Below are 22,925 nucleotides of genomic sequence, written 5' to 3'. Positions count from 1 at the left end.
CGCATGTCCCATTCCCGCTTCGCCGGCGTCGGTGCCGAGGGCTCCGCGGATACCCCGCTGCGCCGCGCCCTGGCCGCCTGCCGCAAGCAGTTCATCATGGTCGGCGTGTTCAGCGGCGTGGTGAACATGCTGCAGCTCACCACCTCCATCTACATGATGCAGGTGTTCGACCGGGTGCTGGCGACCCGCATCCTCGACACCCTGCTCTATCTCTCCCTCATCGCCATCGCCGCGGTGCTGGTGCTGGCGCTGCTGGAAGCGGTGCGTGGCCAGGTGATGCAGCGGGTGGCCGCCTGGGTGGAGCACCAGGTCGCCCCGGAAGGCTTCGTCCGCGCCATCGAGAGCACGCTGCGCGGCCGGCCCTACCGGATGGAGGCGCTGCGCGACCTGGCGATCTGCCGCGGCTATCTCGGCTCGGCCGGGGCGCTGTCGCTGTACGACGTGCCCTGGGTGCCGATCTACATCGCGGTGATCTTCCTGCTGCACCCTGTGATGGGCTGGATCGCCCTCGGCGGCGCCCTGATCCTGTTCGGCCTGACCCTGGCCAGTGAACTCTCCACCTCGAAGCTGCTGCGGGAGGCGAATACCGCCGCCATGGCGTCGCAGCGCCGCGCCGACAGCATCTCCCGCAATGCCGAAGTGATCGACAGCATGGGCATGCTGCCCTCGGTCATCGGCCGCTGGCGGGAATCGGTGGCGCAGATGACGGTGCCGCAGCAGCGGGCCGGCGACCGCGCCGCCATCCTGGTGGCGATGACCAAATTCTTCCGCCTCGGGGTGCAGATCGCGATCCTCGGCGTCGGCGCCTATCTGGTGCTGATGCAGGAACTGACCGCGGGCGCCTCGATCGCCGGCTCGATCATCATGGGCCGCGCGCTGGCGCCGGTGGAGCAGATGATCGGCGGCTGGAAGGCGCTGGTGCAGGCGCGGCAGTCGTTCCGCCGGCTGCAGGCCTTCCTGGCCATGCCGCGGCTGCGCCCGCCCGGGTTGCCGCTGCCGGAGCCCACCGGCCGGCTGACGGTGGAGCGCGTCTCCTACGCCTTCCCCGGCCAGGGCGTGGCGATGATCAAGGGGGTGAATTTCGCCCTGAACCCGGGCGAGAGCCTGGCGATCATCGGCCCCTCGGCAGCCGGCAAGACCACGCTGATCCGGCTGCTGATCGGCACCCTGCCGGCCTCGGCCGGGACGGTCCGGCTGGACGGCGCCGATGTCTATCAATGGATGCGGGAGGATTTCGGCCGCCACGTCGGCTACCTGCCGCAGGATGTGGAGCTGTTCGACGGCACCGTCTTCGCCAATATCGCCCGCATGACCGAAGCGGAGCCGGAGGAGGTCTTCGCCGCCGCCAGGCTCGCCGGCTGCCATGAGATGATCCTGCGGCTGCCGAACGGCTACGAAACCGAGATCGGCGAGGGCGGGCTCTACCTCTCCGGCGGCCAGCGCCAGCTCATCGGCCTGGCGCGGGCGATGTTCGGCCGGCCCAAGCTGATCGTGCTGGACGAGCCCAACAGCAACCTCGATGGCGACAGCGAGGCGGCGCTGACCCAGGCGCTGGAACGGCTGAAGGCGCAGGACACCACCGTGGTCCTGGTCTCCCACCGGCCCACCCTGGTGCAAGGCGTCGACAAGGTGCTGCTGCTGAAGGATGGCGCCATGGAAATGTTCGGGCCGCGCGCCGAGGTGCTGAAGCGGCTGATGACCCCGGCACGGCCTCCCGAGGTCGCCCCGCCGCCCGCGGCGGCCCGTCTTGAAGGAACCGGCGCCCGATGAGCCTTACCACCGACGCCCCGGCCCCGCCGGCCAAGGGCCCGGCCCAACCGCCCGCGGTGGTGCCGACCCAGCGCGCCCTGGCGCTGCCGCGGCGCGAGCCGGGCAGCACCCTGCCGCCCTTTCCCTCGCACCCGCTGCTGGATGCGCGAGCGCCGCGCACCCGCGGCGTGATGATCTTCGGCCTGGTCATCTTCCTGATCTTCATCGTCGGCTTCGGCGCCTGGGCCGGGCTCGCGCCGCTGGCCGAGGCTTCGGTTGCTCCCGGCGTCATCAAGGTGGAAGGCACCCGCCGCACCGTGCAGCACCTGGAAGGCGGCATCGTTCGCGAGATCCTGGTGCGCGATGGCAGCAAGGTGGAGGCTGGCCAGGTGCTGGTCCGGCTCGACCAGATCCAGTCGGACAGCACGCTGGAGACCCAGCGCGCGGCGGTCTGGTCGCTGCAGGCGCAGATGGCCCGGCTGGTCGCCGAGCAGGAGGGGGCGCGCGAGATCGCCTTCCCGCCCGAGCTCCTCGCCAATACCGAGCCGCGCGCGGTCGGCGCCGTGGTCGGCCAGCGGGCGCTGTTCGAGGCGCGGCAGATCAGCCTGACCAGCCAGCTCCAGGTTCTCGACACGAGGGTCCAGCAGCAGGAAGGCGTCATTGCCAGCGCGCGTGGTCAGCAGGAGGCGGCGCGCCGCCAGCTGGCGCTGATCCGGCAGGAGGAGGCGATGCGCCGCGATCTGGTCCGCCAGGGCCTGGCCCGGCTGCCGGACTTGCTGGCGGTGCAGCGCAGCCTTGCCGGGTTGGAGGGCACGCTGGAGGACCTCAGCGGCCAGATCGCCCGTGCCTCCGCCTCGATCGCCGAATCGAACCAGCAGAAGCGCCAGCTGCTCGACCAGCGACTGCAGGATGTGAACACCGAGATGGGCGACGCCCGCAACAAGCTGGCCGAAGCGGAGGAGAAGATGCGCGCCGCCACCGACGTCGCCACCCGGCGCGACGTGGTGGCGCCGGAATCCGGCACGGTGGTGAACCTCAAGGTCTTCACCATTGGCGCGGTGCTGCGGCCGGGCGACCCGATCCTGGAGCTGGTGCCCGACCACGACCGGCTGGTGGCCGAGGTCAATGTCCAGCCGATGGACATCGACGTGGTCTATCCCGGGCTGCAATCCGAAATCCGGCTGCCGGCCTTCAAGCAGCGGCTGGTGCCCTACCTGCACGGCCATGTGACCTGGGTCGCCGCCGACGTGACCACCAATGAACAGACCCGGCAGCAGTATTATCGGGCCTATGTGCTCATCGACCGGGACCAGCTGGCGCGGCTGCCAAATGTCTTCCTCACCCCCGGCATGCCGGTGGAGGCGCATATCCAGATCGGCCAGCGGACCTTTTTCCGCTACATCACCCAGCCGATCCGGGACAGCTTCAACCGCGCCTTCCGCGAGCAATAAGCCAGGCGCCGCCCCCCTGCCGGCAGGGGGGCGGCCCGGCCCGGCCGCCGCACCCCGGGCCGTCCCGGTTCAGGCGGCCGCCGCAGCCTGTTGTTTGCAGAGCGGATCGAAACTCCGGGGCGGTCACGCCCCTCCGCGATCCGCTCTGTCCTTCGCCCAACACCCTTTCGCGGAGCACCACCATGACCGACACCCGCAGCATCTTCGCCGACGGCATCATGGATGCGAGCGTCCATTACGGCGTGGCCAGGCTGACGCTGGCGCAGACCGGCGCGGACGGCAAGCCGGTGGCCGCCGGCCAGCTGGTGGTGCCGCTGGTCCAGTTGCCGGCCATGGCCAATGGGTTGCTCGGCCTGCTGAAGCAGGTGGAGGCCCGGATGAAGGAGCAGCAGGCGCAGCAGGGCGCCGCTGCCCCGGAGGCGCCTGCCGCGGTGCCGGGATCCTTCCGCTTCGGCTGACGCGGTGCGGATGGCATGGCGCGGGTCGCCGAGGGGCACGAATGCGCCGGAGAGTGCCTCCGCTCGACAAGCAGCAGCCCGCAGCGAATGGGCATTCAGACATGAACGCAGTCCGCTGTAGCCTAGCCGGCGCGCGTCGCCGGAAGCGGCGATGTGCCGCGACAGGCGCCGGGCTGCACTGGGCACCTTCGCTGCCTGGACCCATGGAACCCGCTGATGCGGGCCAGGGCTCCCGCCCATGGTAGCGCGCCGCCTGCTCCTCGCCGGGGCGACCGCGGCGCTGCTGCCGCATGGGGCAGCGGGCCAGTCGCAGGGGCTGCGGGCACGGCTCGGCCAGCTTCGCCTCGGCGCCAATCTGGAACGCTGGTACCCGGTTGCCCGCGACAACCAGCCGCGCCGCCTCGGCCCCGGCTGGTGGCGGGAATTCCGCGCCTCCGGCTTCGACCATGTGCGGATGTTCTTGCCCGCGGTCTCGGCCACCGGTGGCGGTACCGAGATTCCCGCGATGTTCCAGCAGGCGGTGGAGGATGCCACTGGCGCCGGGCTGGTGGTGCTGCTTGGCATGGCCGATTTCTTCCATGCCGACCCTGGCTGGGACCGCCGCGACTGGGCGGCGCTGGCGGAGCGTGCCCGCTTCTTCGCCCCGCGCACCGATCCCGGCCAAGTGGTGCTGGCGCCAATCAACGAGCCGGTCTTCCCCGACGCAGTGGCCTGGATGCCGGTGCGCGACCGGCTGCTGGCGGCGCTGCGGCAGGCGGCGCCGCGGCACCTGCTGATGTGGGGCGGGCATGAGTGGTGCAGCGGGCGGTCGCTGCTGCCGGCGACCCCGCCGGCCGACCCCGCGACCATCGCCGAGGTGCATGACTACGAGGGTGGCGATGCGGGTGCGGTGCGCGGACGCTTCACCCCGCTGGCGGCGTGGCGCGACCGGTACCGGCTGCCGGTGCTGGTGACCGAGCTGGGCGGTGCCAAGGGCCATGAAACCAACCGCCCGGCCTGGACCCGGGACCTGCGGGTGGCGCTGCCGGTGCTGCGGAGCCTCGGCCTGCCGGCGACGCTCTGGTCCTACAGCCATGGCGGCTGGTGGCGGATGCAGCCCGGCGATGCCGCTGCACCGCATGAGGAACTGCGCAGGGCCTACCGCCCGTAGCGCCGGCCGGGAGGCGTCGCCGGGCCAATCGTGACGCCAGCGCCCGCCTGGCCGCCGCCTTGGTTCCGCCCCGGTGTCGCCGCATCCATGGTGCTGCAATGGCCGACGAAAGGAGTGCCTCACATGGCCAAGCTGCGCGTCCTGCTCGCCCTTTCGGTGCTGGTCGGCCTCGGCGGCTGCGCGGTCTACCCTGCCGGCTACTACGGGCCGCCGGCGGCCTATGTCGCCCCGGCGCCGGTGCCCTACCATGCGCGGCCCTATCGTTACGGATACCGGCCCTACGGCTACGGGTATCGCCCTTACGGCTATGGGTATCGTCCCTACGGCTATGGCTACGGCTGGCGGCGCTGGTAGCCAAGCCGGGGCGGCTCACGCAGGCGTCACCATTTCGAGGCGCGTCCGGACGCCCCTTTATCCGTTGTCGTGCAGGATCGTTTGCGAGGAGGGAGACACATGCGCGTCCTGCCATTGCTTGCCGCCATTGGGGCCGGCTTTGCCCTGACCGCCTGCACCTATGTCGAGCGCGATCGGCCGGCCCAACCCCCGGTCGTGCTGCAGCAGCAACCGGCGCCGACCACTGTCATGCCGATGCAGGCACCGCCAACGGTCACGGTCCGTCCCAGCTACTGAGGAGGGTCTGCCGCAGAGGGTCCTGGCTAGGGTCATGGTTGGACCGAGCACTGGCCTCGGTCCAACCACTCATCCTTGGCAAATATTCAGCAAACCCGCCGCCGCTACCGAAGATCGCACCACACCGGCGCATGGTCGCTCGGCTGGTCCTCGGACCGGGCATCGGTGTCGACGCCGCATCCGGTCAGCCGCTCGGCCAGTTCGGCGCTGAGCAGGATATGGTCGATGCGCAGGCCGCGATTCATGTTGAAGGCCGGGCCGTAGTCCCAATAGGTGAAGGGCGCGTCCTGCGGATGCAGCGCCCGCAATGCATCGGTTAGGCCAAGGAATTGCAGGGCGCGGAAGCGGGCGCGGCTTTCCGGCCGGACCAGCGCATCGGTCGGCGGCAGGGCGCCCGGCGCCAGATCGGCCTCGGTCGGGCAGACGTTGAAATCGCCGAGCAAGGCGACCGGCGTGAAGGCGTCCAGCCGCGCCTCCGCCCATTCCGCCAGCCGCTCCAGCCAGCGCAGCTTGTACCGGAAGCCGGCCTCGCCGCCGGAATTGCCGTTGGGCAGGTAAAGGCCGGCGATCTCCGCCCCGGCCGCCCACACCGCAATGAAGCGGGCATGGTCATCCTCGGCTTCACCCGGCAGCGCCTCGGCCGTTACCTCGAAGGGAATACGGCCAAGCACCGCGACGCCATTCCGTCCGCCGGGCTGGCCGACGGCATGGATCCGGTAGCCGGTATCGGCAAGTTCAAGCGCCGGGAACTCCTCGGTCCGGCATTTCAGCTCCTGGAGGAACACCAGCTCCGGCTGGTGCCGCGCCAGGAAGCGCTTCACATGCGGCACGCGCCGGCGAATCGAATTGACGTTGAAGGTGGCGATGCGGGTCATGCCCGCAGCATCGCTGCTTCCGCCGCTGCTGCGAAGCCTCCCACGCAGCGTCCCACCTTGGGCTCAGGCGACCGCGAAGCTGACTCCGCAGCCGCAGCCGGAAACCGCCTGCGGGTTGCGCACGGTGAAATGCGCGCCGATCAGCGCCTCGTTCCAGTCCAGCTCCGACCCGGCCAGCAGGTCGAGCGACACGGCATCGATGTAGACCCGCGCCGGGCCGGCCTCGATCACCAGATCGTCCTCGGCGGCGGTGTCCTCCAGCGCGAAGCCGTACTGGAAGCCGGAGCAGCCGCCGGCGCTGACGGAGACGCGCAGCCCGGCCGAAGGGCGCCCCTCACGGGCGGCGATGCTCGCCACCTCGGCAGCGGCGCGGGGGGTGACGCGGAAGCGGGGCAGGTCGGAACCGTCGGGCATCGGGCAATCTCCTGGCTTGATAAGATAGGCGGCACCGGGCCGGCTTCCAACCGGCACCGCCCCGAAGGCGTCGCCATTGCCGCGGATCGGCCCGGCTGCCAGACTCGTGCCATGCCCGATGCGCCCCGCGCCCCATCCCCGGTCCCTCCCTTGGGCCGCCCCTTGGCCCGCGCCCCTTGGGCGGTGGATCCCACGGCCTCCCGCGGCCGGCTGCACCCGGAGCCGGGCGGCGACCCACGCTCCCCCTGGCAGCGCGACCGCGACCGGATCATCCACACCGGCGCCTTCCGCCGGCTGCAGTACAAGACTCAGGTCTTCGTCTTCCATGAGGGCGACTACTTCCGCACGAGGCTGACCCACAGCATCGAGGTGGCGCAGATCGCCCGCGCCATCGCCCGCCGCCTCGGCCTCGACGAGGATCTGGCGGAGGCGCTGGCGCTGGCGCATGACCTCGGCCACCCGCCCTTCGGCCATGCGGGGGAGGAGGCGCTGGACAGCCAGATGCGCCCCTATGGCGGCTTTGACCACAATGCCCAGTCGCTGAAGGTCGTCACCCAGCTGGAGGCCCGCTACGCCGCCTTCGACGGGCTGAACCTGACCTGGGAGACGCTCGAGGGGCTGGCCAAGCACAATGGCCCGATCCGCCGTCCCTCGCCGTATATTGCCGAATACGACCGGCTGCATCCGCTGGAGCTGACCAGCCACGCCTCGGCCGAGGCGCAGGTGGCGGCGCTGGCGGATGACATCGCCTACAACAACCATGACCTCGACGACGGCGTCCGCGCCCGGGTCTTCACCCTGGAGGAAGCCGCCACCCTGCCGCTGATCGGCGACGCCTATGAGGAAGCCCGCGCCGCCCATGCCGACATCACCCGCGACCGGCTGGTGACCGAGACGGTGCGCCGGGTGATCAACCGCATGGTGCAGGATGTGGTGGAGGAGACCAGCCGCCGGATCGCCGTGCTCGCCCCGCGGAGCGCCGACGACATCCGCGCCGCGCCGGAGCCGGTGGTCGGCTTCTCGGCGCCGATGCAGGCGATGAACCAGGCGGTGCGGGAGTTCCTGTTCGGCCGGATGTACCGCCACTGGCGGGTCAACCGCGCCATGCAGAAGTCGAAGCGGGTGGCGCAGCTGCTGTTCCAGCTGCTGCACGGCGGGCCGCAGATGCTGCCGGACGACTGGCGGGCGAGGGCAGGGGAGCCGGGCAGCCCCGAATGCGCGCGGCTGGTCTGCGACTACATCGCCGGCATGACCGATCGCTACGCGCTGGAGGAGCACCGGCGGCTGACCGACCCGAACATTCCGGGATAAGGCTGACCCACCCGGCGATGGCGGCGCCGCCCCACCCGCGCTAAACCTCTGGCACCATGCCAACCCATGACATTTTCGCGGCCCTCCGCGCCCGCGTGATCGACGCCCTCGGCACCCTGCTGCCCGAGCTGCCGCCCGAGTCCTTCGCCCGGGTGCAGGTGGAGCCGCCGCGCGACCCGGCGCATGGCGACATGGCCACCAATGCTGCGCTGGTCGTCGGCAAGCTGGCGAAGCAGCCGCCGCCGAAGCTGGCCACGGCGCTGGCCGAGCGGTTGGCGTCGCTGCCGGAGGTGGAGAGTGCTGCGCCAGCCGGGCCGGGCTTCGTCAACCTGCGGCTGCGCGAGGATTTCCTCCGCGCCCAGTTGCCGGTGGTGCTCGGCACCGGTGAGCATTACGGCGACGGCAGCGCCGGCGCCGGCAAGCGGATCGATGTCGAATACGTATCCGCCAACCCGACCGGGCCGATGCATGTCGGCCATTGCCGCGGCGCGGTGGTCGGCGATGCGTTGGCCAACCTGCTGGCCAAGGCGGGCTACGAGGTCACCAAGGAATACTACATCAACGACGCCGGGGCGCAGGTGCTGGCGCTCGCCTGGGCCGCCTACTGGCGCTACCTCCAGGCGCTCGGCACCAGCCTGACCGAGGAGGAATTCGCCCAGTCCGTCCCCGGCGGGCTGCAGTACCGTGGCGAATACCTGATTCCCGTTGGCGAGGCACTGCGCGAGCGCTTCGGCACGACCCTGGCCGAGCCGGGCGGGCTGCCGGCCGGCACCTCGCATTGGCTGGAGACGGTACGCGACTTCACCGTCGCCCGGATGATGGAGAGCATCCGCGACGATCTCGCCGCCCTCGGGGTCGCCCAGGATGTCTTCATTTCCGAGGCCCAGCTGGTCCGCGAGGGCAAGCTGGAGCAGGCCGAGGCGCTGCTCGCCGCCAAGGGGCTGATCTACCGCGGCGTCCTCGAACCGCCGAAGGGCAAGACGCCGGAGGACTGGGAGCCGCGCGAGCAGACCCTGTTCCGCGCCACCCAATTCGGCGACGAGGTGGACCGCCCACTGCGCAAGTCGGACGGCAGCGGCACCTATTTCGCCAATGACATCGCCAACCACCTGCACAAGCTGGAACGCGGCTTCGCCGAGCTGGTGCATGTCTGGGGCGCCGACCACGGCGGCTATGTCAAGCGCATGCAGGCGGCGGTCGCCGCGCTGTCGGACAGGCGGGTGCCGCTGGACGTGGTGCTGGCGCAGATCGTCCATGTGGTGAAGGACGGCCAGCCGGTGCGGATGAGCAAGCGCGCCGGCACCTATGTCACCCTGCGCGACCTGATCGACGAGGTTGGCCGCGACGCGGTGCGTTTCACCATGCTGACGCGCAAGGCTGATGCGCAGATGGAATTCGACCTGAACAAGGTGGTCGAGCAGTCGCGCGACAACCCGGTCTTCTATGTCCAATACGCCCATGCCCGCTGCCGCAGCGTGCTGCGCAGCGACAACGACCCGTCGCCGGAGGTGCTGACTGCGGCGCCGCTCGACCAGCTGAACGACCCGGCGGAACTCGCCCTGATTCGCCGCATCACCGCCTGGCCACGCACCGTGGAAGCCGCGGCGCTGGCCCGCGAACCGCACCGGATCGCCTTTTTTCTCCATGACTTGGCGAGCGACTTTCATGTACTGTGGAACAGGGGGCGTGAGGACACGACCCTTCGGTTCATCCGGGCGGAGGAGCCCGAGGCGACCCGCGCCCGGCTTGCCCTGGTCGCGGCCACCGCCACGGTCATTCGCTCGGGCCTCGCGGTGATGGGGGTCACGCCCGTCGAGGAGATGCGGTGAGCGATATCACGGTTCCAAGTTGGCGGGCCCGGCCGGAACGGCCGGCCCCGGTGTCATGGCGCATGCTGGCCTTCGCCGGCGGCGCGCTGGGGGTCATCGCGGTGGGTGGCGCGGTGGTCTGGGGCGTCTCGCGCAGCGGCCCGCGGACCATCCCGGTGATCGAGGCCGATAGCCGGCCGGTGAAGGTGCGGCCGGAGGATCCGGGCGGGCTGCGGGTGCCCAACCAGGACCAGCTGGTGCTGGAGCCCGCCGCGGTGCGCCGTGCCGCCGAGCGCAGCACTGGCGCCAATGCCAGGCTCGACCGCGGGCCGGAAGCCCCGGCACTCGACCTGCTCCGCCAGCAGGCGGCGCCACCCGCCGCGCCGCTGCCGCCGCCGGTCGCGGCGGCCCCGGATGCTCCCGCCCAGGTCGCGGTGGCGCCGTCGGCGCCGGCACCGGCGCTGCCGCCACCGGTCGCCGCCGCCCCCGTGGCGCCGCAGCCGGTCGCGGCCGTAGCGGCCCCGGTGCTGGCGCCGGTGGCGCAGGGCAGGGCACTCGTCCAGCTCGGCGCCCTGGCTTCGGAGGAAGCCGCCCGCAGCGAATGGGAGCGGTTGACGCGCCGCGTCCCGGAACTGGCCGCTTTCCATCCGCGCATCACCAGGCTAGAGCGCGAGGGGCAGGCGACGCTCTACCGGCTCCGCACCGGCGGCCTTGCCGATGCCGCCGCCGCCCGCAGCCTGTGCGAGGCGGTGCGGGCCAAGGGCGGCGCCTGCACCGCCTTTGGTGGCTGAGCACGGCATGGAACGGCCGCGCGCCGCAATCGTCGGCCTCGCCGGCCCGGAACTGACCGCGGCGGAGGCCGCGCTGTTCCGGGCCATGCCGCCGCTCGGCGTCATCCTCTTCGCCCGCAACATCGCCACCCCCGGCCAGGTCCAGGCCCTCAACGCGGCGATCCGGGAACTGCTTGGGGAGCAGGCGCCGATCCTGGTGGACCAGGAGGGCGGCCGGGTCGCCCGGCTGCGGCCGCCGGGCTGGCCGGAATTCCCCGCCGCCGCCGGCTTCGAAGCCCGCCCGGCCGAGGCCGCGGAGGCCAACGCGGCGCTGCTCGGCCTCACCTGCCGAGAGGCCGGCTTCGACGTGGTCTGCGCCCCGGTGCTCGATCTGCGGTTGCCCGACGCACATCGGGTGATCGGCGACCGCGCCTTCTCCGCCCACCCGGCGGAGGTCGCCCGGCTCGGCCGCGCCTGGGTGCGGGGGTTGCAGGAGGCTGGCTGCATCCCGGTGATCAAGCACATCCCCGGCCATGGCCGCGCCATGGTGGACAGCCATCTGGCGCTGCCACGGGTGGATGCCAGCCGCGACGCGCTGGCCGAGGATTGCGGCCCCTTCGCCGCGCTCGCCAGCAGCGGTGCTTGGGCGATGACGGCGCATATCCTCTACGAGGCGCTGGACCCCGAGCTGCCTGCGACCCTGTCCCCCCGGCTCATCAGCCAGGTGATCCGCGGCGCCATCGGCTTCCAGGGCGTGCTGGTCAGCGACGACCTCTGCATGCAGGCGCTGCGCGGGGAACCGGGGGCGCTGGCCCGCCAGGCCATCGCCGCCGGCTGCGATCTGGTGCTGCATTGCAACGGCGAGGCGGCCGACACCGCCGCCCTGCTGCGCGACTGCCCGCCGCTGTCCGAGCCGGCGGAGCGACGGCTGGCGCTGGCCCAGGCACGGATGCAGCGGCACCGCCGGCCGCTGGATGCGGTGGCGCTGGCGGCCGACCGCGATGCCTGGCTCTCGGCTGCCGCCTGATGCCCGATCCGGGATGGCTGCAGGAGCTTCTGGCGGCGGTGCTGGCCACCGTCATCGCCATCACCCTGCATGAGGCGGCGCATGGCTATGCCGCGCTTGGCCTTGGCGACCCGACGGCGCGGGAGGCGGGCCGGCTCAGCCTCAACCCGCTGCGCCATGTCGACCGGGTGGGAACGGTGCTGGTGCCCGGCGTGCTGCTTCTCGGCCAACTGCTGACCATCGGCCGGGTGGAGTTCATGTTCGGCTGGGCCAAGCCGGTGCCAGTGGACATGCGCCGGCTGCGCAACCCTTTGCAGGGAATGATGCTGGTGGCGGCGGCCGGGCCGGCGATGAATTTTTTCCTGGCATGGCTCGCCGGGATGCTGCTGCATCTGGCCGTGCTGGGCGATTCCGCTTCGCCCGACTCGATGACCTGGGCCTATCGCTTCCTCGCGCTGTCCATCCTCGCCAATCTGGTGCTCGGCCTGTTCAACCTGCTGCCGATACCGCCGCTCGATGGCGGCCGCATCCTGGCCGGGCTGCTGCCGCGGTCGCTGGCGCTGCCCTATCTGCGGCTGGAACGCTGGGGCATCCTGCTGGTGCTCTTCGCCGTCTTCCTGCTGCCGCGGCTGGTGCAGGGCTTCGACCCGGTCGGCTGGGCGCTGCGCCGGGTGATCGCCAACGCCTTCGACCTGGTGCTGCTGCTCTCGGGGCATGCGACATGACCGAGCCGGTGCTGCACCTGCGGCTGGACGGCTTCGAGGGGCCGCTCGACCTGCTGCTGGAACTCGCCCGGGCGCAGAAGGTGGACATCGCCAGGATCTCCATCCTCGCCCTGGTCGACCAGTATCTGGCGGTGGTGGAGCAGGCCCGGGCGGTGCGGCTGGAACTCGCCGCCGACTGGCTGGTGATGGCCGCCTGGTTGGCCTGGCTGAAATCCCGCCTGCTGCTGCCCGAGGAGGAGACCGAGGGCGAGGACCCCGAGGCGCTGGCCACCGCCCTGACCGACCGGCTGGCGGAGCTGGAGCGGATGCGCGCGGCGGTTGCCTGGCTCGGCACCCGCCAGCAGCTGGGGCATGAGGTGTTCGGCCGCGGCGTTGCCGAATCCCTTCGCATCGAGGACCGCAGCGGCCTCGCCGCCGACCTGCCGGCGCTGTTGCAGGCCTATGCCGCCGCCCGCCGGCGCGCCCTGGCCCGCCGCCCCTATGCGCCGAAGCCGCGCAAGCTGTGGTCGGTGCAGGATGCGCTGGCCCGGCTCGGCCGGCTGGTCGGCGCCCTGCCGGGCTGGGCGGTGCTGCAGCGCTTCCTGCCGGAAGGGCTGCTGGACCCGGTCGAACGCCGCGCCGCCATCGCCAGCACCCTGGTGGCGGCGCTGGAGACCGCCCGCGGCGGCGGGATCGAGCTGCGCCAGGACCGCGACTTCGCCCCCATCCTGATCCGCCGCCGCGCCGAAGCCGAAGCCCATGACCGAGCCGCCTGATCCCGCCCTCGAATACGGGCCGCCCGCCCCGGAGCCGAGCCGCGCCGCCCTCGAATACGGGCCGCCCGCGCCCGAGCCCGCACCTGACACCCCCCTGGCGCCCGCGCCCGATCCGGCGCTGTTCGACCATGCGCTGCGCATCGCCGAGGCGCTGATCTTCGCCAGCGACCGGCCCATCCCCGCGGCCCGGCTGCAGCAGGCGCTGCCGCCCGGCGTCGAGGCCGGCGCCGTGCTGACCGCGCTGGCGGCGCAATGCGCCGGCCGCCCGGTGCAGCTGGCCGAGGTCGCCGGCGGCTTCGCATTCCGCACCGCGCCGGAGCTGGCCCCGGCCATCACCCGCGTGGTCGAGGTGCCGCGCCGGCTGCCGCGGGCGGCGATGGAGACGCTTGCCATCATCGCCTACCACCAACCGGTGACCCGGGCCGAGGTGGAGGAGATCCGCGGCGCCAGCCTCTCCCAGACCACCCTCGAATCGCTGCTGGAGCTGGGGCTGATCGCGCCGCGCGGGCGGAAGGAGGTGCCGGGGCGGCCGAGCCTCTGGGCCACCACGCCGCGCTTTCTCGAGCAGTTCGGGCTGCGGGCGCTGAGCGATCTGCCGCGGCGGGAGGAGCTGGTGAACGAGCCTGGCCCGATGTTCGGCCCGCCGCCCGCGCCGCTCGGCCCGGCATGACCCTCCATCTCACCGGCATCCGCCACGCCTATGGCGGACATGAGGTGCTGCGCGGCATCGAGCTGAGCGTCGGCCGCGGCGAGATCCTCTGCCTGCTCGGCCCTTCCGGCGACGGCAAGACCACGCTGCTGCGGCTGGTGGCGGGGCTGGAGCCGTTGCAGGCCGGGCGGATCGAGCTGGGCGGCGTGGTGGTCGCCGAGCCGGGGCGGGAGGTGCCGCCGGAGCAGCGCCATGTCGGCTTCGTCTTCCAGGATTACGCGCTGTTCCCGCATCTGACGGTCAGCGAGAACGTCGCCTTCGGCCTCACCCGGACGCCCCGCGGCGAGCGCGGCTGGCAGGTGACGGAGGCGCTGGCCCGGGTCGGACTCGAAACCTACGCCAACGCCTGGCCGCACATGCTCTCGGGCGGTCAGCAGCAGCGGGTGGCGCTGGCCCGCGCCCTGGCGCCACGACCGCAGGTGCTGCTGCTGGACGAGGCCTTCGCCAGCCTCGATGCCAGGCTGCGGGAGCAGGTGCGGGACGATACGCTGCATGTGCTGCAGACTGCCGGCATCCCCGCCCTGATCGTGACCCATGATGCCGAGGAGGCGATGTTCCTCGCCGATCGGATCGCGCTGATGCGGGCCGGCCAGGTGGTGCAGCTCGGCACGCCGGAGGAACTCTACCTGCGCCCGGCCGAGCCTTTCGTCGCCACCTTCCTCGGCGAGGTGAACCGGCTGCCCGCCCGCGTCGCCGGCGCCCGGGTGGAAACCCCGATCGGCCCGCTGCCGTCGCCGCCGCTGCCGGATGGCCCGGCGGAGGTGCTGCTGCGGCCGGAAGGGCTGCGGGTGCTGGCCGATGGCAGCGGCACCGCCGCAGAGGTCGAGGCCTGCCGGCTGCTCGGCGCCACCACCCTGGTGCACCTGGCCGTCGCCGATGGCGCCGGCGGCGTGCTGCACCTGCATGCCCGACTGCCACCTGGAGTCGCGCTGGAGCGTGGACAGCGGGTGACAGTTGCGATGGACCCCGAACGCGCCTTCGTATTCCCGCCCCAGGCAGCCTAGATTACGAGGCGGGGTGGCGGCGTCGACACCCCCATTGGTTCCTGCTAACGGAGGCGGCCTTGCGGCGAGGAGATACCCGATTCAGGGTTCCGTGCCGCTGCCGGAGACGGAATGTTCGACCTTGCCTGGTCCGAGATCGCGCTGATCGGAGTGGTGGCGATTGTCATCATCGGCCCGAAGGATCTGCCCGAAGCCATCCGCGGCGTAGCGCGCGGCATTGCCAAGCTGCGCCGCATGGCCAGCGAGTTCCAGGGGCAGGCGGATGAGCTGGTGCGCGAGGCCAACCTCGACGAGGTGCGCAACTCGATCAACGAGATCCGCAACTTCAACATCCGCGGCGAGATCGAGAAGCACGTCGATAAGGACGGCTCGATCCGCAAGACCTTCACCGAGGACCCGCTGAAGGACAGCTACACGCCGCCGGTCTATACCCCGCCGCCGGCGACCGAGCCGCCGCCGGCTGAGCTGGAGGGCGCCGGCGCCCCGCAGGGCAGCGCGACGCCCGCGGCGCCGGCCTTCATCCCGCCCGCCTATGCACCGTTGCCGGTTTCGGCCGCCGCGCCGCCCCCGGCAGTTGACGCGACTCCGCCGCCGGCCGAGCCGCCTGCGCCGCCCCCGCCCCCCGCCTTCGTGCCGCCGGCTGAGCCGGTGCCCGCGGCGATGGCGGACCGGACGGCGCCACACACCCAGAAGATCTGAGTACCGCACCAGTGCCGCGCGACCAAGACGACCCTATCGACGACAAGCCGATGCCGCTGCTCGATCACCTGATGGAGCTGCGCACGCGGCTGCTCTGGTCGGTCGGCGCCTTCGGTATCTCCTTCGTGGTCTGCTACTATTTTTCCGCGCAGATCTACGGCTTCCTGGCACGGCCGCTGGCGGACATCCTGCAGTCTCAGGGCGGCGGCGAGCGGCGCATGATCTTCACCGCGCTGTACGAGGCCTTCTTCACCTATCTGAAGGTGGCCTTCTTCGGTGCCGTCTTCTTCAGCTTCCCGATGTGGGCGACGCAGCTCTGGCTGTTCGTGGCACCCGGGCTCTACCGCAGCGAGAAGCGGGCGATCTATCCCTTCCTGATCGCCTCGCCCTTCCTCTTCGTGCTTGGCGCGGCGCTGGCCTATTACTTCATCTTCCCGCTGGCCTGGCACTTCTTCATCACCTTCGAGACGCCGCCGGGCGAGGGGGCGCTGCCGATTCAGCTGGAGGCCAAGGTCAGCGAATACCTCTCGCTGGTCATGCACATGATCCTCGCCTTCGGCGTGGCCTTCCAGTTGCCGGTGCTGCTGACCCTGCTGTGCCGGGTCGGCATCCTGGACGTGGCGACGCTGCGGAAGGGGCGGCGCTACGCCATCGTCGGGGTCTTCGTGGTGGCGGCGATCATCACCCCGCCCGATGTCATCAGCCAGATCGGCCTCGCCGTGCCGATGCTGCTGCTCTACGAGATCTCGATCCTTGCGGCGAGCTGGATGGCGCGGAAGCCGGCAGCCGCGGCCACCACCACGACGAAGACCTGATCCATGCATGACATTCGCCTGGTCCGGCAGGATCCGGAGGGTTTCGACGCGGCGATGGCGCGGCGGGGGCTGGAGCCGGTGGCCCGGCAGCTCGTGGCCCAGGACGCCAGCCGCCGCGCCGCGTTGCAGGCCTTCGAGGCGAAGCAGGCGCGGCGCAACGCTTTGGCTCGGGAGATCGGCCAGGCCAAGCGCAGCGGCACCGACAGCAGCGCACTGGAGGCGGAGGGTGCGGCGCTGCGCGACGAGATCGCGGCGCTGGAGGCCGAGGCGCAGGCGTTGGATGCGGCGATGAAGGGCGTGCTGGAAGGCTACCCCAACATCCTCGACGCCGATGTCCCCGAGGGCCGCGACGAGAGCGCCAATGTGGTGCTGCACCAGCATGGCGAGCCGTCCCGCCCCGATTTCACCCCGCGCCAGCATTTCGAGATCGGCGAGGCGCTCGGGCTGATGGATTTCGCCAGCGCGGCGAAGCTGGCCGGCAGCCGCTTCACCGTGCTGCGCGGCGCGCTGGCCCGGCTGGAACGCGCGCTCGGCCAGTGGATGCTCAACCTGCACACCGAGCAGCACGGCTATGTCGAGCATACCGTGCCCTATCTGGTGAATGCCGCGACGGTCTACGGCACCGGCCAGCTGCCGAAATTCGAGGAAGACCTGTTCCGCACCACCGATGGCCGCTACCTGATCCCGACCGCCGAGGTGCCGCTGACCAACCTCGCGCGCGACGAGATCATCCCTGAGGCCGCGCTGCCCTACCGCTTCACCGCGCTGACCCCCTGCTTCCGCTCGGAAGCCGGCAGCGCCGGGCGCGACACCCGCGGCATGCTGCGCCAGCATCAGTTCCAGAAGGTGGAGCTGGTCTCCATCACCCGGCCGCAGGACAGCGACGCCGAGCATGAGCGGATGACCGGCTGCGCCGAGCGGGTGCTGACCGAGCTGGGGCTGGTCTGGCGCCGCGTCTTCCTCTGCGCCGGCGACACCGGCTTCGGCGCGGCGCGGACCTATGACCTGGAGGTCTGGCTGCCCGGCCAGCAGGCCTGGCGCGAGATCTCCTCCTGCTCCAACTGCCGGGATTTCCAGGCGCGGCGGATGAACGCCCGGATGAAGCCAGCCGAGGGAAAGGGCAACCTCCTCCTCCACACGCTGAACGGCAGCGGCGTTGCCGTGGGCCGTGCCCTGATTGCGGTGCTGGAGACGCATCAGCAGGCCGATGGCAGCGTGCTGATCCCCGAGGTGCTGATGCACTGGATGGGCGGGGCGGAGCGTATCGGCCCCGCCTGAGCCGGGCGACGCCCGGCGTCCTAGGGGCCCTGAAGCGGTCAGGCTTCAGGGCCGCCGGGATTACCCGCGGACCAGCGGACAGCCGCCCTCGGCCAGCGGGCGGAAGGCATCCTCGCCCTTGATGGTCTGGGTCACCTTCAGCAGGTCCCATTCGCCGCGCGATTCCCGCGGCGCCTTCACCTGCATCAGATAGACGTCGCGGATCACCCGGCCATCCGCGCGGATGCGGCCGCCCGAGGTCATGAAGTCGTTGATCGGCAGTTCTCGCATCTTCGCCATCACCGGGATGGTCGCATCCGTGCCGGCGGCTTCGACCGCTTTCAGGTAATGCGCGACGGCGCCGTAGCTGCCGGCCTGGAAGGCGGTCGGCGGGCGGCCGTGGATGCGGGCGAAGCGCTCGGAGAAGGCCCGGGTCGCGTCATTCTGGTCCCAGTAGTAGCTCTCGGCATGGACCATGCCCTGGCCGGTCTCCAGCCCGACGGAACGGACATTGGTCAGCGAGCTGGCGAGCCCCGCTGCCACGATGCCGCGGCGGATCAGACCGAACTCGCCCATCTGCTTGGCGATGTTGATCATGTCCCCGCCGCCGGCGCAGATGCCGACCGCCTGGGCGCCCGAGGCGGCCGCGCGCAGCACGTAGGAGGAGTAGTCACTCTCGCCGAAGGGCGCCCGCGCGCTGCCGAGCACCGTCCCGCCGAGGCTGCGCACCATCGCCATCGCATTGGCTTCGAGCGAATGACCGAAGGCGTAGTCGGAGGTGATGAAGAACCACTTCGTCTTGCCGTCCCGCACCAGTGCGGTCACCGGCGCCTTGGCCGCCGAGTAATTGTCGTAGACCCAATGCGCGGTGTAGGGCGAGCACTCCTTGCCGGTCAGATCCGTGGTGCCGGCCGACATCGGGATGGTGATCTTCTGCCGCTCACGCGACAGGTTCTGCACCGCCAGCGCCACCGCCGAATTGCCAACGCCGGTGATGATGTCGACCTTCTCCTGGTCGAACCAGCGGCGGGCGATGCCCATGCCGACATCGGGGCGGTTCAGCAGGTCGCCATGCAGGATCTCGACCGGGGCGCCGAGAACCTTGCCGCCGGCATCCTCCACCGCGAGTTGGGCGGAGACGACCTCGCCCATGCCCTGCTGGTCGGAAAAGACACCGGTCATGTCGTTCAGCACGCCGATCCTGATCACGCCGTCCGAGATGGCGCCCTGGGCCCGGCCGGGCAGGATGCGGAACAGCGGCAGCGCGGCGGCGCCGGCGAGTAACATTCTACGGTGCATGGAATTTCCTCCAGGCGCCAAGATAGCATTCCGCCGTTGAGCGGCAATGTTGCGGCAATCAGGCTGTCGGTTCAGGCTGCGTCGCGTTGGGGAAGAACAGCGCCTCGCCACCGAGCCTGAAGCCGCCAATGGCGGTCTGCCCGGCTGGCGAGACCAGCCAGTCGATGAAGGCCTGGCCCTCCACCGCCTTCACCTGCGGGTGGCGCTGCGGATTCACCAGCATGACGCCATATTGGTTGAACAGCGACGCATCGCCCTCGACAAGGATGCGCAGCCCCTGGCGATTGCGGAAGGCCAGCCAGGTGCCGCGGTCGGCCAGCAGATAGGCATCCTGCGCCGCGGCGGTGTTCAGCGCGGGCCCCATGCTCTGGCCGATCTCGCGGTACCAGGCGCCGCGCCCGGCCAGCGGGTCGATGCCGGCGCGCTGCCACAGCCGCAGCTCCGCCGCATGGGTGCCGGATCGGTCGCCGCGGCTGACGAAGGGCGCCCGCGCGGCGGCGATCCGGCGCAGCGCCGCCGCGGTGTCGCGCAGCCCGGCGATGCCGGCCGGATCGGCGGCGGGTCCGGCCAGGATGAAGTCGTTGTACATCACATGCCGCCGCGGCCCGCCGAAGCCCTCGGCGACGAAGCGTTCCTCCGCCGCCCGGTCATGCACGAAGACCACATCGGCATCGCCGCGCCGCCCGACATCCAGCGCCTGGCCGGTGCCGAGGGCGACCACCCGCACCGCGATACCGGTGGCGCGGGTGAACGCCGGCAGGATGTGGCCGAACAGCCCCGATTGCTCGGTGGAGGTGGTGGAGGCGACGGTGATGCTGCGCTCCTGCGCCGCCACATCCGCGGGCCGCCCGAAGGCGATGCCGGAGCCGAGCAGGATCAGGACAAGCAGGCGGCGTTGCATGGCACCCTCCGGCGGTGGCCTTCACGACATGCGGCGGGCCCGGCAGCGGGTCAATCGGCAGCAGCGGCGGCATGGTGGCGGCATCTGCCGGAATCTGCCGGCGCTTTCAGCCTGGCTCTTCCTCGCGCAGCGCCCGGCGGAGGTTACGCTTCAGCGCCGTCAGCACCCGGTCGGCGGTCGCCAGCTCCTTCGGCGACAGCCCTTCCATGACCTGGCCGTTGAGCTGCCGGCCGACTTCGACCAGACGTTCCTGGATCGCCCGGCCCTCCGCCGTCACCAGGATGCGGTTGACCCGGCGGTCCAGCGCATCGGCCTCGCGCCGCACCAGCCCGGCGGCTTCCAGCCGGTCGATCATGCTGCCGGTGGCGACCTTGCCGAGGCCGAGCAACCGGGCCAGCTCGGCCTGCGCCATGCCGCCCTCGCCGCTGCGGGAGAGCTGCGCCAGCAGCCACCATTGCGCCCGGGTCACCCCATGCGGCCGCATCGCCTGGTCGAACAGGATCTGCCGCAGGCGAGAGACGTCATGCACCAGGAAGCCAATGCGGAATTCGCTGCTGCCGCGGCGGCCGGCGGGCTGGGGCGCATCCGGCGGCATGCCCTACGCCCGCGGTCGCATCAGGCCGGTCCCAGCGCGCCGGCGGCGCGCAGCGCGGCGATCTCCGCCTCGCTATGGCCGAAGGCCGCCAACACCTCCGCCGAATGCTCGCCGAGCCGTGGCGGTGGCGCGGCGACGCGGCGGGTCGCGCCGTCGAACTGGATCGGTTGGGCCATGGTCCGCAACGGGCCGAGGGTCGGGTGCGCGTACTCCAGCACCATGCCGCGCGCTGCGGTATGCGGATGCGCCAGCATGTCGGCCAGGCTGTTGACCGCGGCGCAGGGGATGCCGATGCCGCCGCAGAACGCGACCCAGTCATCGGCGCCGCGGGTGGCGATGATGCCCTGCACCAGCGCCACCGTCTCGGCGAAATGCGCCACGCGGTCGGCGTTGGTGCGGAAGCGGGGATCCTCCGCGAGTTCCGGTCGGCCGATGCCGGCACAGAACTTCCGCCAGAGGTTGTCGTTGGCGATGCCCACCAGCACCGGCCGGTCGGCTGTCTCGAAGGCCTGGTAGGGGCAGAGGGATTCATGGCCGGAGCCGAATTTCTCCGGCACTGCGCCTTTCTCCCAGAAGATCTGGGCATTGTAGCCGAGCATCGCCGCGGCGGTCTCGAACAGCGAGACCTCCAGCCGGCAGCCCTGGCCGGTGCGGTGGCGTTCCAGCAGGGCGGCGAGGATGCCGGAGAAGGCGTTGAGGCCGGTTGACTGGTCGATCGGCGAGAAGGGGCTGCGGATCGGCCCGCCGCCGCGTTCCCCGGTCATCGCCATGATGCCGCTGAAGGCCTGCAGGATCACATCGTAGCCGAGCCCATGGGCCAGCGGCCCGGTGCGGCCGAAGCCCGAGATGCTGCAATAGACGAGCCGCGGATTCGCCGCCCGCAGCGCCTCAGCGCCGATGCCGAGGCGTTCGGCGACGCCGGTCGCGTAGCTCTCGATCAGCACATCCGCCTGCGCCGCCATGCGCTGCGCCGCCGCCTGGCCGGCCGCGGTCTTGAGGTCCAGCACGAGGCTCCGCTTGTTGCGGTTGGCGCTGAGGTAGACCGCGCCCTCGCCACCCCGGAAGGGCGGCCAACCGCGGGTGTCGTCGCCCTGCGGCGGCTCGATCTTGAATACCTCGGCGCCGAGGTCGCCGAGCCACTGGCCGCAGAGCGGGCCGGCCAGCACCTTCGAGAAATCGAGGACCCGGACACCGGCCAGCGGCTGCATCAGTAGGATTTCGGCTGGCCGAGCACCCGCTCGGCGATGAAGGAAAGGATGAGCTGCTCGGAGACCGGGGCGATGCGGGTGATCATCACCTCCCGCAGCAGCCGCTCCACCACATATTCCTTGGCGTAGCCCATGCCGCCATGGGTCATGACGGCGCGCAGGCAGGCCTCGTAGCCGGCGCGGCCGCCCAGCAGCTTGGCGGCATTCGCCTCGGCGCCGCAGGGCCGCTTGTTGTCGTAGAGCCAGGCCGCCTTCATCACCATCATCCAGGCGGATTCCAGCGCCGCCCAGCATTCCGCCAGCGGGTGCTGGATTGCCTGGTTCTGGCCGATCGGCCGGCCGAACACCGTGCGGTCCTGGGCGTAGCGGGCGGCGCGTTCCAGCGCGTCCTGGCCGATCGCCACCCCCTCGGCGGCGACCAGCACGCGTTCCGGGTTCAGGCTGTCGAGCACATAGGAGAAGCCGCGGCCTTCCTCGCCGATGCGATCCTCCTCCGGGACGAAGAGGTCATCGATGAAGACCATGTTCGAATCGACGGCGGCGCGGCCCATCTTCGGAATGCGCTGCACCTCGATCCGGCTGCGGTCGAGGTCGGTGTAGAACAGGGTGATGCCATCCGACGACCGCCGCGCGTCCTCCTTTTTCGTGGTCCGCGTCAGCAGCATGATCTTGTTCGCCACCTGACCGGTGGAGGTCCAGATCTTCCGGCCATTCACCCGGTAGCCGCCCGGGACCTTGGTGGCAAAGGTGGTGATGCTGGTGGTGTCGAGGCCCGCATTCGGCTCGGTGAAGCCGAAGCAGGCCTGGTCGGTGCCGGCGATCAGCGGCGGCAGGAAGCGCGCCTTTTGCTCCTGCGTGCCGTGCACCACGATGGGGTGCGGCCCGAACATGTTGATGTGCAGCGAGGAGGCGGCACCCATGCCGCCGCCGTGGCGGGCGGCGCTGTGCATCACCAGTGCCGCCTCGGTCACGCCGAGGCCGGCGCCGCCATATTCCTGCGGCATGGTGATGCCGAGCCAGCCGCCCTCGGCCATGGCACGGTGGAACTCGCGCGGAAAGCGCGCCTCGGCCTCGCAGTCGCGCCAGTAGTCGTCGCCGAAGCGGCGGACGGTGGCGGTGACGCCATCGACAATCGCCGACTGCTCAGGCGAGAGGCCGAAATCCATGCTTGTCCTCCCCGGGGAAATGCGCAACGGTCGTACACAGGCTTACCATAAGCAAGCGAATAAATACCCGCGGCCCGGCCGTGGGGGAACCCTGGGAGGGGCCGAATGCCCGGCTGGTCGCGCCGCCTCGCCATGAACCAGGGTCTCCCGCTGCCACCATCGGGCGCCGC

24 protein-coding genes are annotated in these 22,925 nt (G+C 71.2%); 17 read left to right on the top strand and 7 right to left on the bottom strand.

What is annotated here, in order from left to right; translation table 11 throughout:
- Positions 1-3 precede the first annotated feature (3 nt).
- From H7965_RS09805 to H7965_RS09780, 6 genes are all read left to right on the top strand, one after another.
- The gene (locus H7965_RS09805; protein WP_186770387.1) at positions 4-1,770 is read left to right on the top strand and encodes a type I secretion system permease/ATPase; all 1,767 of its coding nucleotides are present in this window, start codon (positions 4-6) and stop codon (positions 1,768-1,770) included.
- Complete coding sequence (locus H7965_RS09800; protein WP_186770386.1) at positions 1,767-3,200, top strand: HlyD family type I secretion periplasmic adaptor subunit; 1,434 nt, start codon at positions 1,767-1,769, stop codon at positions 3,198-3,200. The genes H7965_RS09805 and H7965_RS09800 overlap by 4 nt, the downstream gene beginning before the upstream one ends.
- 182 nt (positions 3,201-3,382) lie before the next feature.
- Entirely contained in the window at positions 3,383-3,658 is a 276-nt protein-coding gene (locus H7965_RS09795) for a hypothetical protein (protein WP_186770385.1), read from the top strand.
- Positions 3,659-3,896: 238 nt separating this feature from the next.
- Positions 3,897-4,808, top strand: coding sequence for a glycoside hydrolase family 5 protein (locus H7965_RS09790; protein ID WP_186770384.1), 912 nt, complete (start codon positions 3,897-3,899; stop codon positions 4,806-4,808).
- 123 nt (positions 4,809-4,931) lie between these two features.
- Positions 4,932-5,162 (top strand): hypothetical protein, encoded by a 231-nt coding sequence (locus H7965_RS09785; protein WP_186770383.1) that lies wholly within the window; start codon positions 4,932-4,934, stop codon positions 5,160-5,162.
- Positions 5,163-5,261: 99 nt separating this feature from the next.
- The gene (locus H7965_RS09780; protein WP_186770382.1) at positions 5,262-5,438 is read left to right on the top strand and encodes a hypothetical protein; all 177 of its coding nucleotides are present in this window, start codon (positions 5,262-5,264) and stop codon (positions 5,436-5,438) included.
- Between the two features lie 104 nt (positions 5,439-5,542).
- Here H7965_RS09780 and xth read toward each other — a convergent pair whose 3' ends face one another.
- Together xth and H7965_RS09770 are read right to left on the bottom strand one after the other, a co-directional pair.
- On the bottom strand, positions 5,543-6,313 hold the full coding sequence (gene xth, locus H7965_RS09775; protein ID WP_186770381.1) for an exodeoxyribonuclease III: 771 nt from the start codon (positions 6,311-6,313) through the stop codon (positions 5,543-5,545).
- A gap of 63 nt (positions 6,314-6,376) precedes the next feature.
- Positions 6,377-6,727: a HesB/IscA family protein gene (locus H7965_RS09770; RefSeq protein ID WP_186770380.1), complete on the bottom strand. Its 351-nt coding sequence runs from the start codon at positions 6,725-6,727 to the stop codon at positions 6,377-6,379.
- 111 nt (positions 6,728-6,838) lie between these two features.
- Between H7965_RS09770 and H7965_RS09765 the strand changes: the two genes are divergently transcribed.
- From H7965_RS09765 to serS, 11 genes are all read left to right on the top strand, one after another.
- Complete coding sequence (locus H7965_RS09765) at positions 6,839-8,038, top strand: deoxyguanosinetriphosphate triphosphohydrolase (RefSeq protein WP_186770379.1); 1,200 nt, start codon at positions 6,839-6,841, stop codon at positions 8,036-8,038.
- Between the two features lie 56 nt (positions 8,039-8,094).
- Entirely contained in the window at positions 8,095-9,867 is a 1,773-nt protein-coding gene (argS, locus tag H7965_RS09760) for an arginine--tRNA ligase (protein WP_186770378.1), read from the top strand.
- On the top strand, positions 9,864-10,637 hold the full coding sequence (locus tag H7965_RS09755) for an SPOR domain-containing protein (protein ID WP_186770377.1): 774 nt from the start codon (positions 9,864-9,866) through the stop codon (positions 10,635-10,637). The genes argS and H7965_RS09755 overlap by 4 nt, the downstream gene beginning before the upstream one ends.
- 7 nt (positions 10,638-10,644) lie before the next feature.
- The gene (gene nagZ, locus H7965_RS09750; RefSeq protein ID WP_186770376.1) at positions 10,645-11,643 is read left to right on the top strand and encodes a beta-N-acetylhexosaminidase; all 999 of its coding nucleotides are present in this window, start codon (positions 10,645-10,647) and stop codon (positions 11,641-11,643) included.
- The gene (locus H7965_RS09745; RefSeq protein WP_186770375.1) at positions 11,643-12,347 is read left to right on the top strand and encodes a site-2 protease family protein; all 705 of its coding nucleotides are present in this window, start codon (positions 11,643-11,645) and stop codon (positions 12,345-12,347) included. The genes nagZ and H7965_RS09745 overlap by 1 nt, the downstream gene beginning before the upstream one ends.
- Positions 12,344-13,102 carry a segregation and condensation protein A gene (locus H7965_RS09740; RefSeq protein WP_186770374.1) on the top strand — a complete coding sequence of 253 codons (759 nt, stop codon included), beginning with the start codon at positions 12,344-12,346 and terminating at the stop codon, positions 13,100-13,102. The genes H7965_RS09745 and H7965_RS09740 overlap by 4 nt, the downstream gene beginning before the upstream one ends.
- Entirely contained in the window at positions 13,086-13,772 is a 687-nt protein-coding gene (scpB, locus tag H7965_RS09735; protein WP_222440535.1) for an SMC-Scp complex subunit ScpB, read from the top strand. Before H7965_RS09740 ends, scpB begins: the two co-directional genes overlap by 17 nt.
- Entirely contained in the window at positions 13,769-14,815 is a 1,047-nt protein-coding gene (locus tag H7965_RS09730; RefSeq protein ID WP_186770373.1) for an ABC transporter ATP-binding protein, read from the top strand. The genes scpB and H7965_RS09730 overlap by 4 nt, the downstream gene beginning before the upstream one ends.
- A gap of 111 nt (positions 14,816-14,926) precedes the next feature.
- Positions 14,927-15,514, top strand: a complete 588-nt coding sequence (gene tatB, locus H7965_RS09725) for a Sec-independent protein translocase protein TatB (protein ID WP_186770372.1) — start codon at positions 14,927-14,929, stop codon at positions 15,512-15,514.
- A gap of 11 nt (positions 15,515-15,525) precedes the next feature.
- Positions 15,526-16,329, top strand: a complete 804-nt coding sequence (gene tatC, locus H7965_RS09720; RefSeq protein ID WP_229682560.1) for a twin-arginine translocase subunit TatC — start codon at positions 15,526-15,528, stop codon at positions 16,327-16,329.
- A 3-nt stretch (positions 16,330-16,332) separates the two neighbouring features.
- Positions 16,333-17,607, top strand: a complete 1,275-nt coding sequence (gene serS, locus H7965_RS09715; RefSeq protein ID WP_186770371.1) for a serine--tRNA ligase — start codon at positions 16,333-16,335, stop codon at positions 17,605-17,607.
- A 60-nt stretch (positions 17,608-17,667) separates the two neighbouring features.
- On the opposite strand, the gene H7965_RS09710 is transcribed toward serS, so the two are convergent.
- The 5 genes from H7965_RS09710 to H7965_RS09690 form a co-directional block, all read right to left on the bottom strand.
- A complete protein-coding gene (locus tag H7965_RS09710) occupies positions 17,668-18,885 on the bottom strand; it encodes an ABC transporter substrate-binding protein (protein WP_222440534.1) in 1,218 nt (405 codons plus the stop codon).
- Between the two features lie 58 nt (positions 18,886-18,943).
- Positions 18,944-19,786, bottom strand: coding sequence for a substrate-binding domain-containing protein (locus H7965_RS09705; RefSeq protein ID WP_186770370.1), 843 nt, complete (start codon positions 19,784-19,786; stop codon positions 18,944-18,946).
- Positions 19,787-19,892: 106 nt separating this feature from the next.
- Entirely contained in the window at positions 19,893-20,381 is a 489-nt protein-coding gene (locus H7965_RS09700) for a MarR family winged helix-turn-helix transcriptional regulator (RefSeq protein ID WP_186770369.1), read from the bottom strand.
- Between the two features lie 20 nt (positions 20,382-20,401).
- The gene (locus H7965_RS09695) at positions 20,402-21,589 is read right to left on the bottom strand and encodes a CaiB/BaiF CoA transferase family protein (RefSeq protein ID WP_186770368.1); all 1,188 of its coding nucleotides are present in this window, start codon (positions 21,587-21,589) and stop codon (positions 20,402-20,404) included.
- Complete coding sequence (locus tag H7965_RS09690) at positions 21,589-22,755, bottom strand: acyl-CoA dehydrogenase family protein (RefSeq protein WP_186770367.1); 1,167 nt, start codon at positions 22,753-22,755, stop codon at positions 21,589-21,591. The genes H7965_RS09695 and H7965_RS09690 overlap by 1 nt, the downstream gene beginning before the upstream one ends.
- Positions 22,756-22,925: the final 170 nt, after the last annotated feature.

Origin of the sequence: Siccirubricoccus deserti (assembly GCF_014283215.1) — a bacterium.
GTDB lineage: Bacteria > Pseudomonadota > Alphaproteobacteria > Acetobacterales > Acetobacteraceae > Siccirubricoccus > Siccirubricoccus deserti.
The sequence above is the reverse complement of the archived record's forward strand: the minus strand, read 5'-3'. Positions and strand labels throughout refer to the sequence as shown.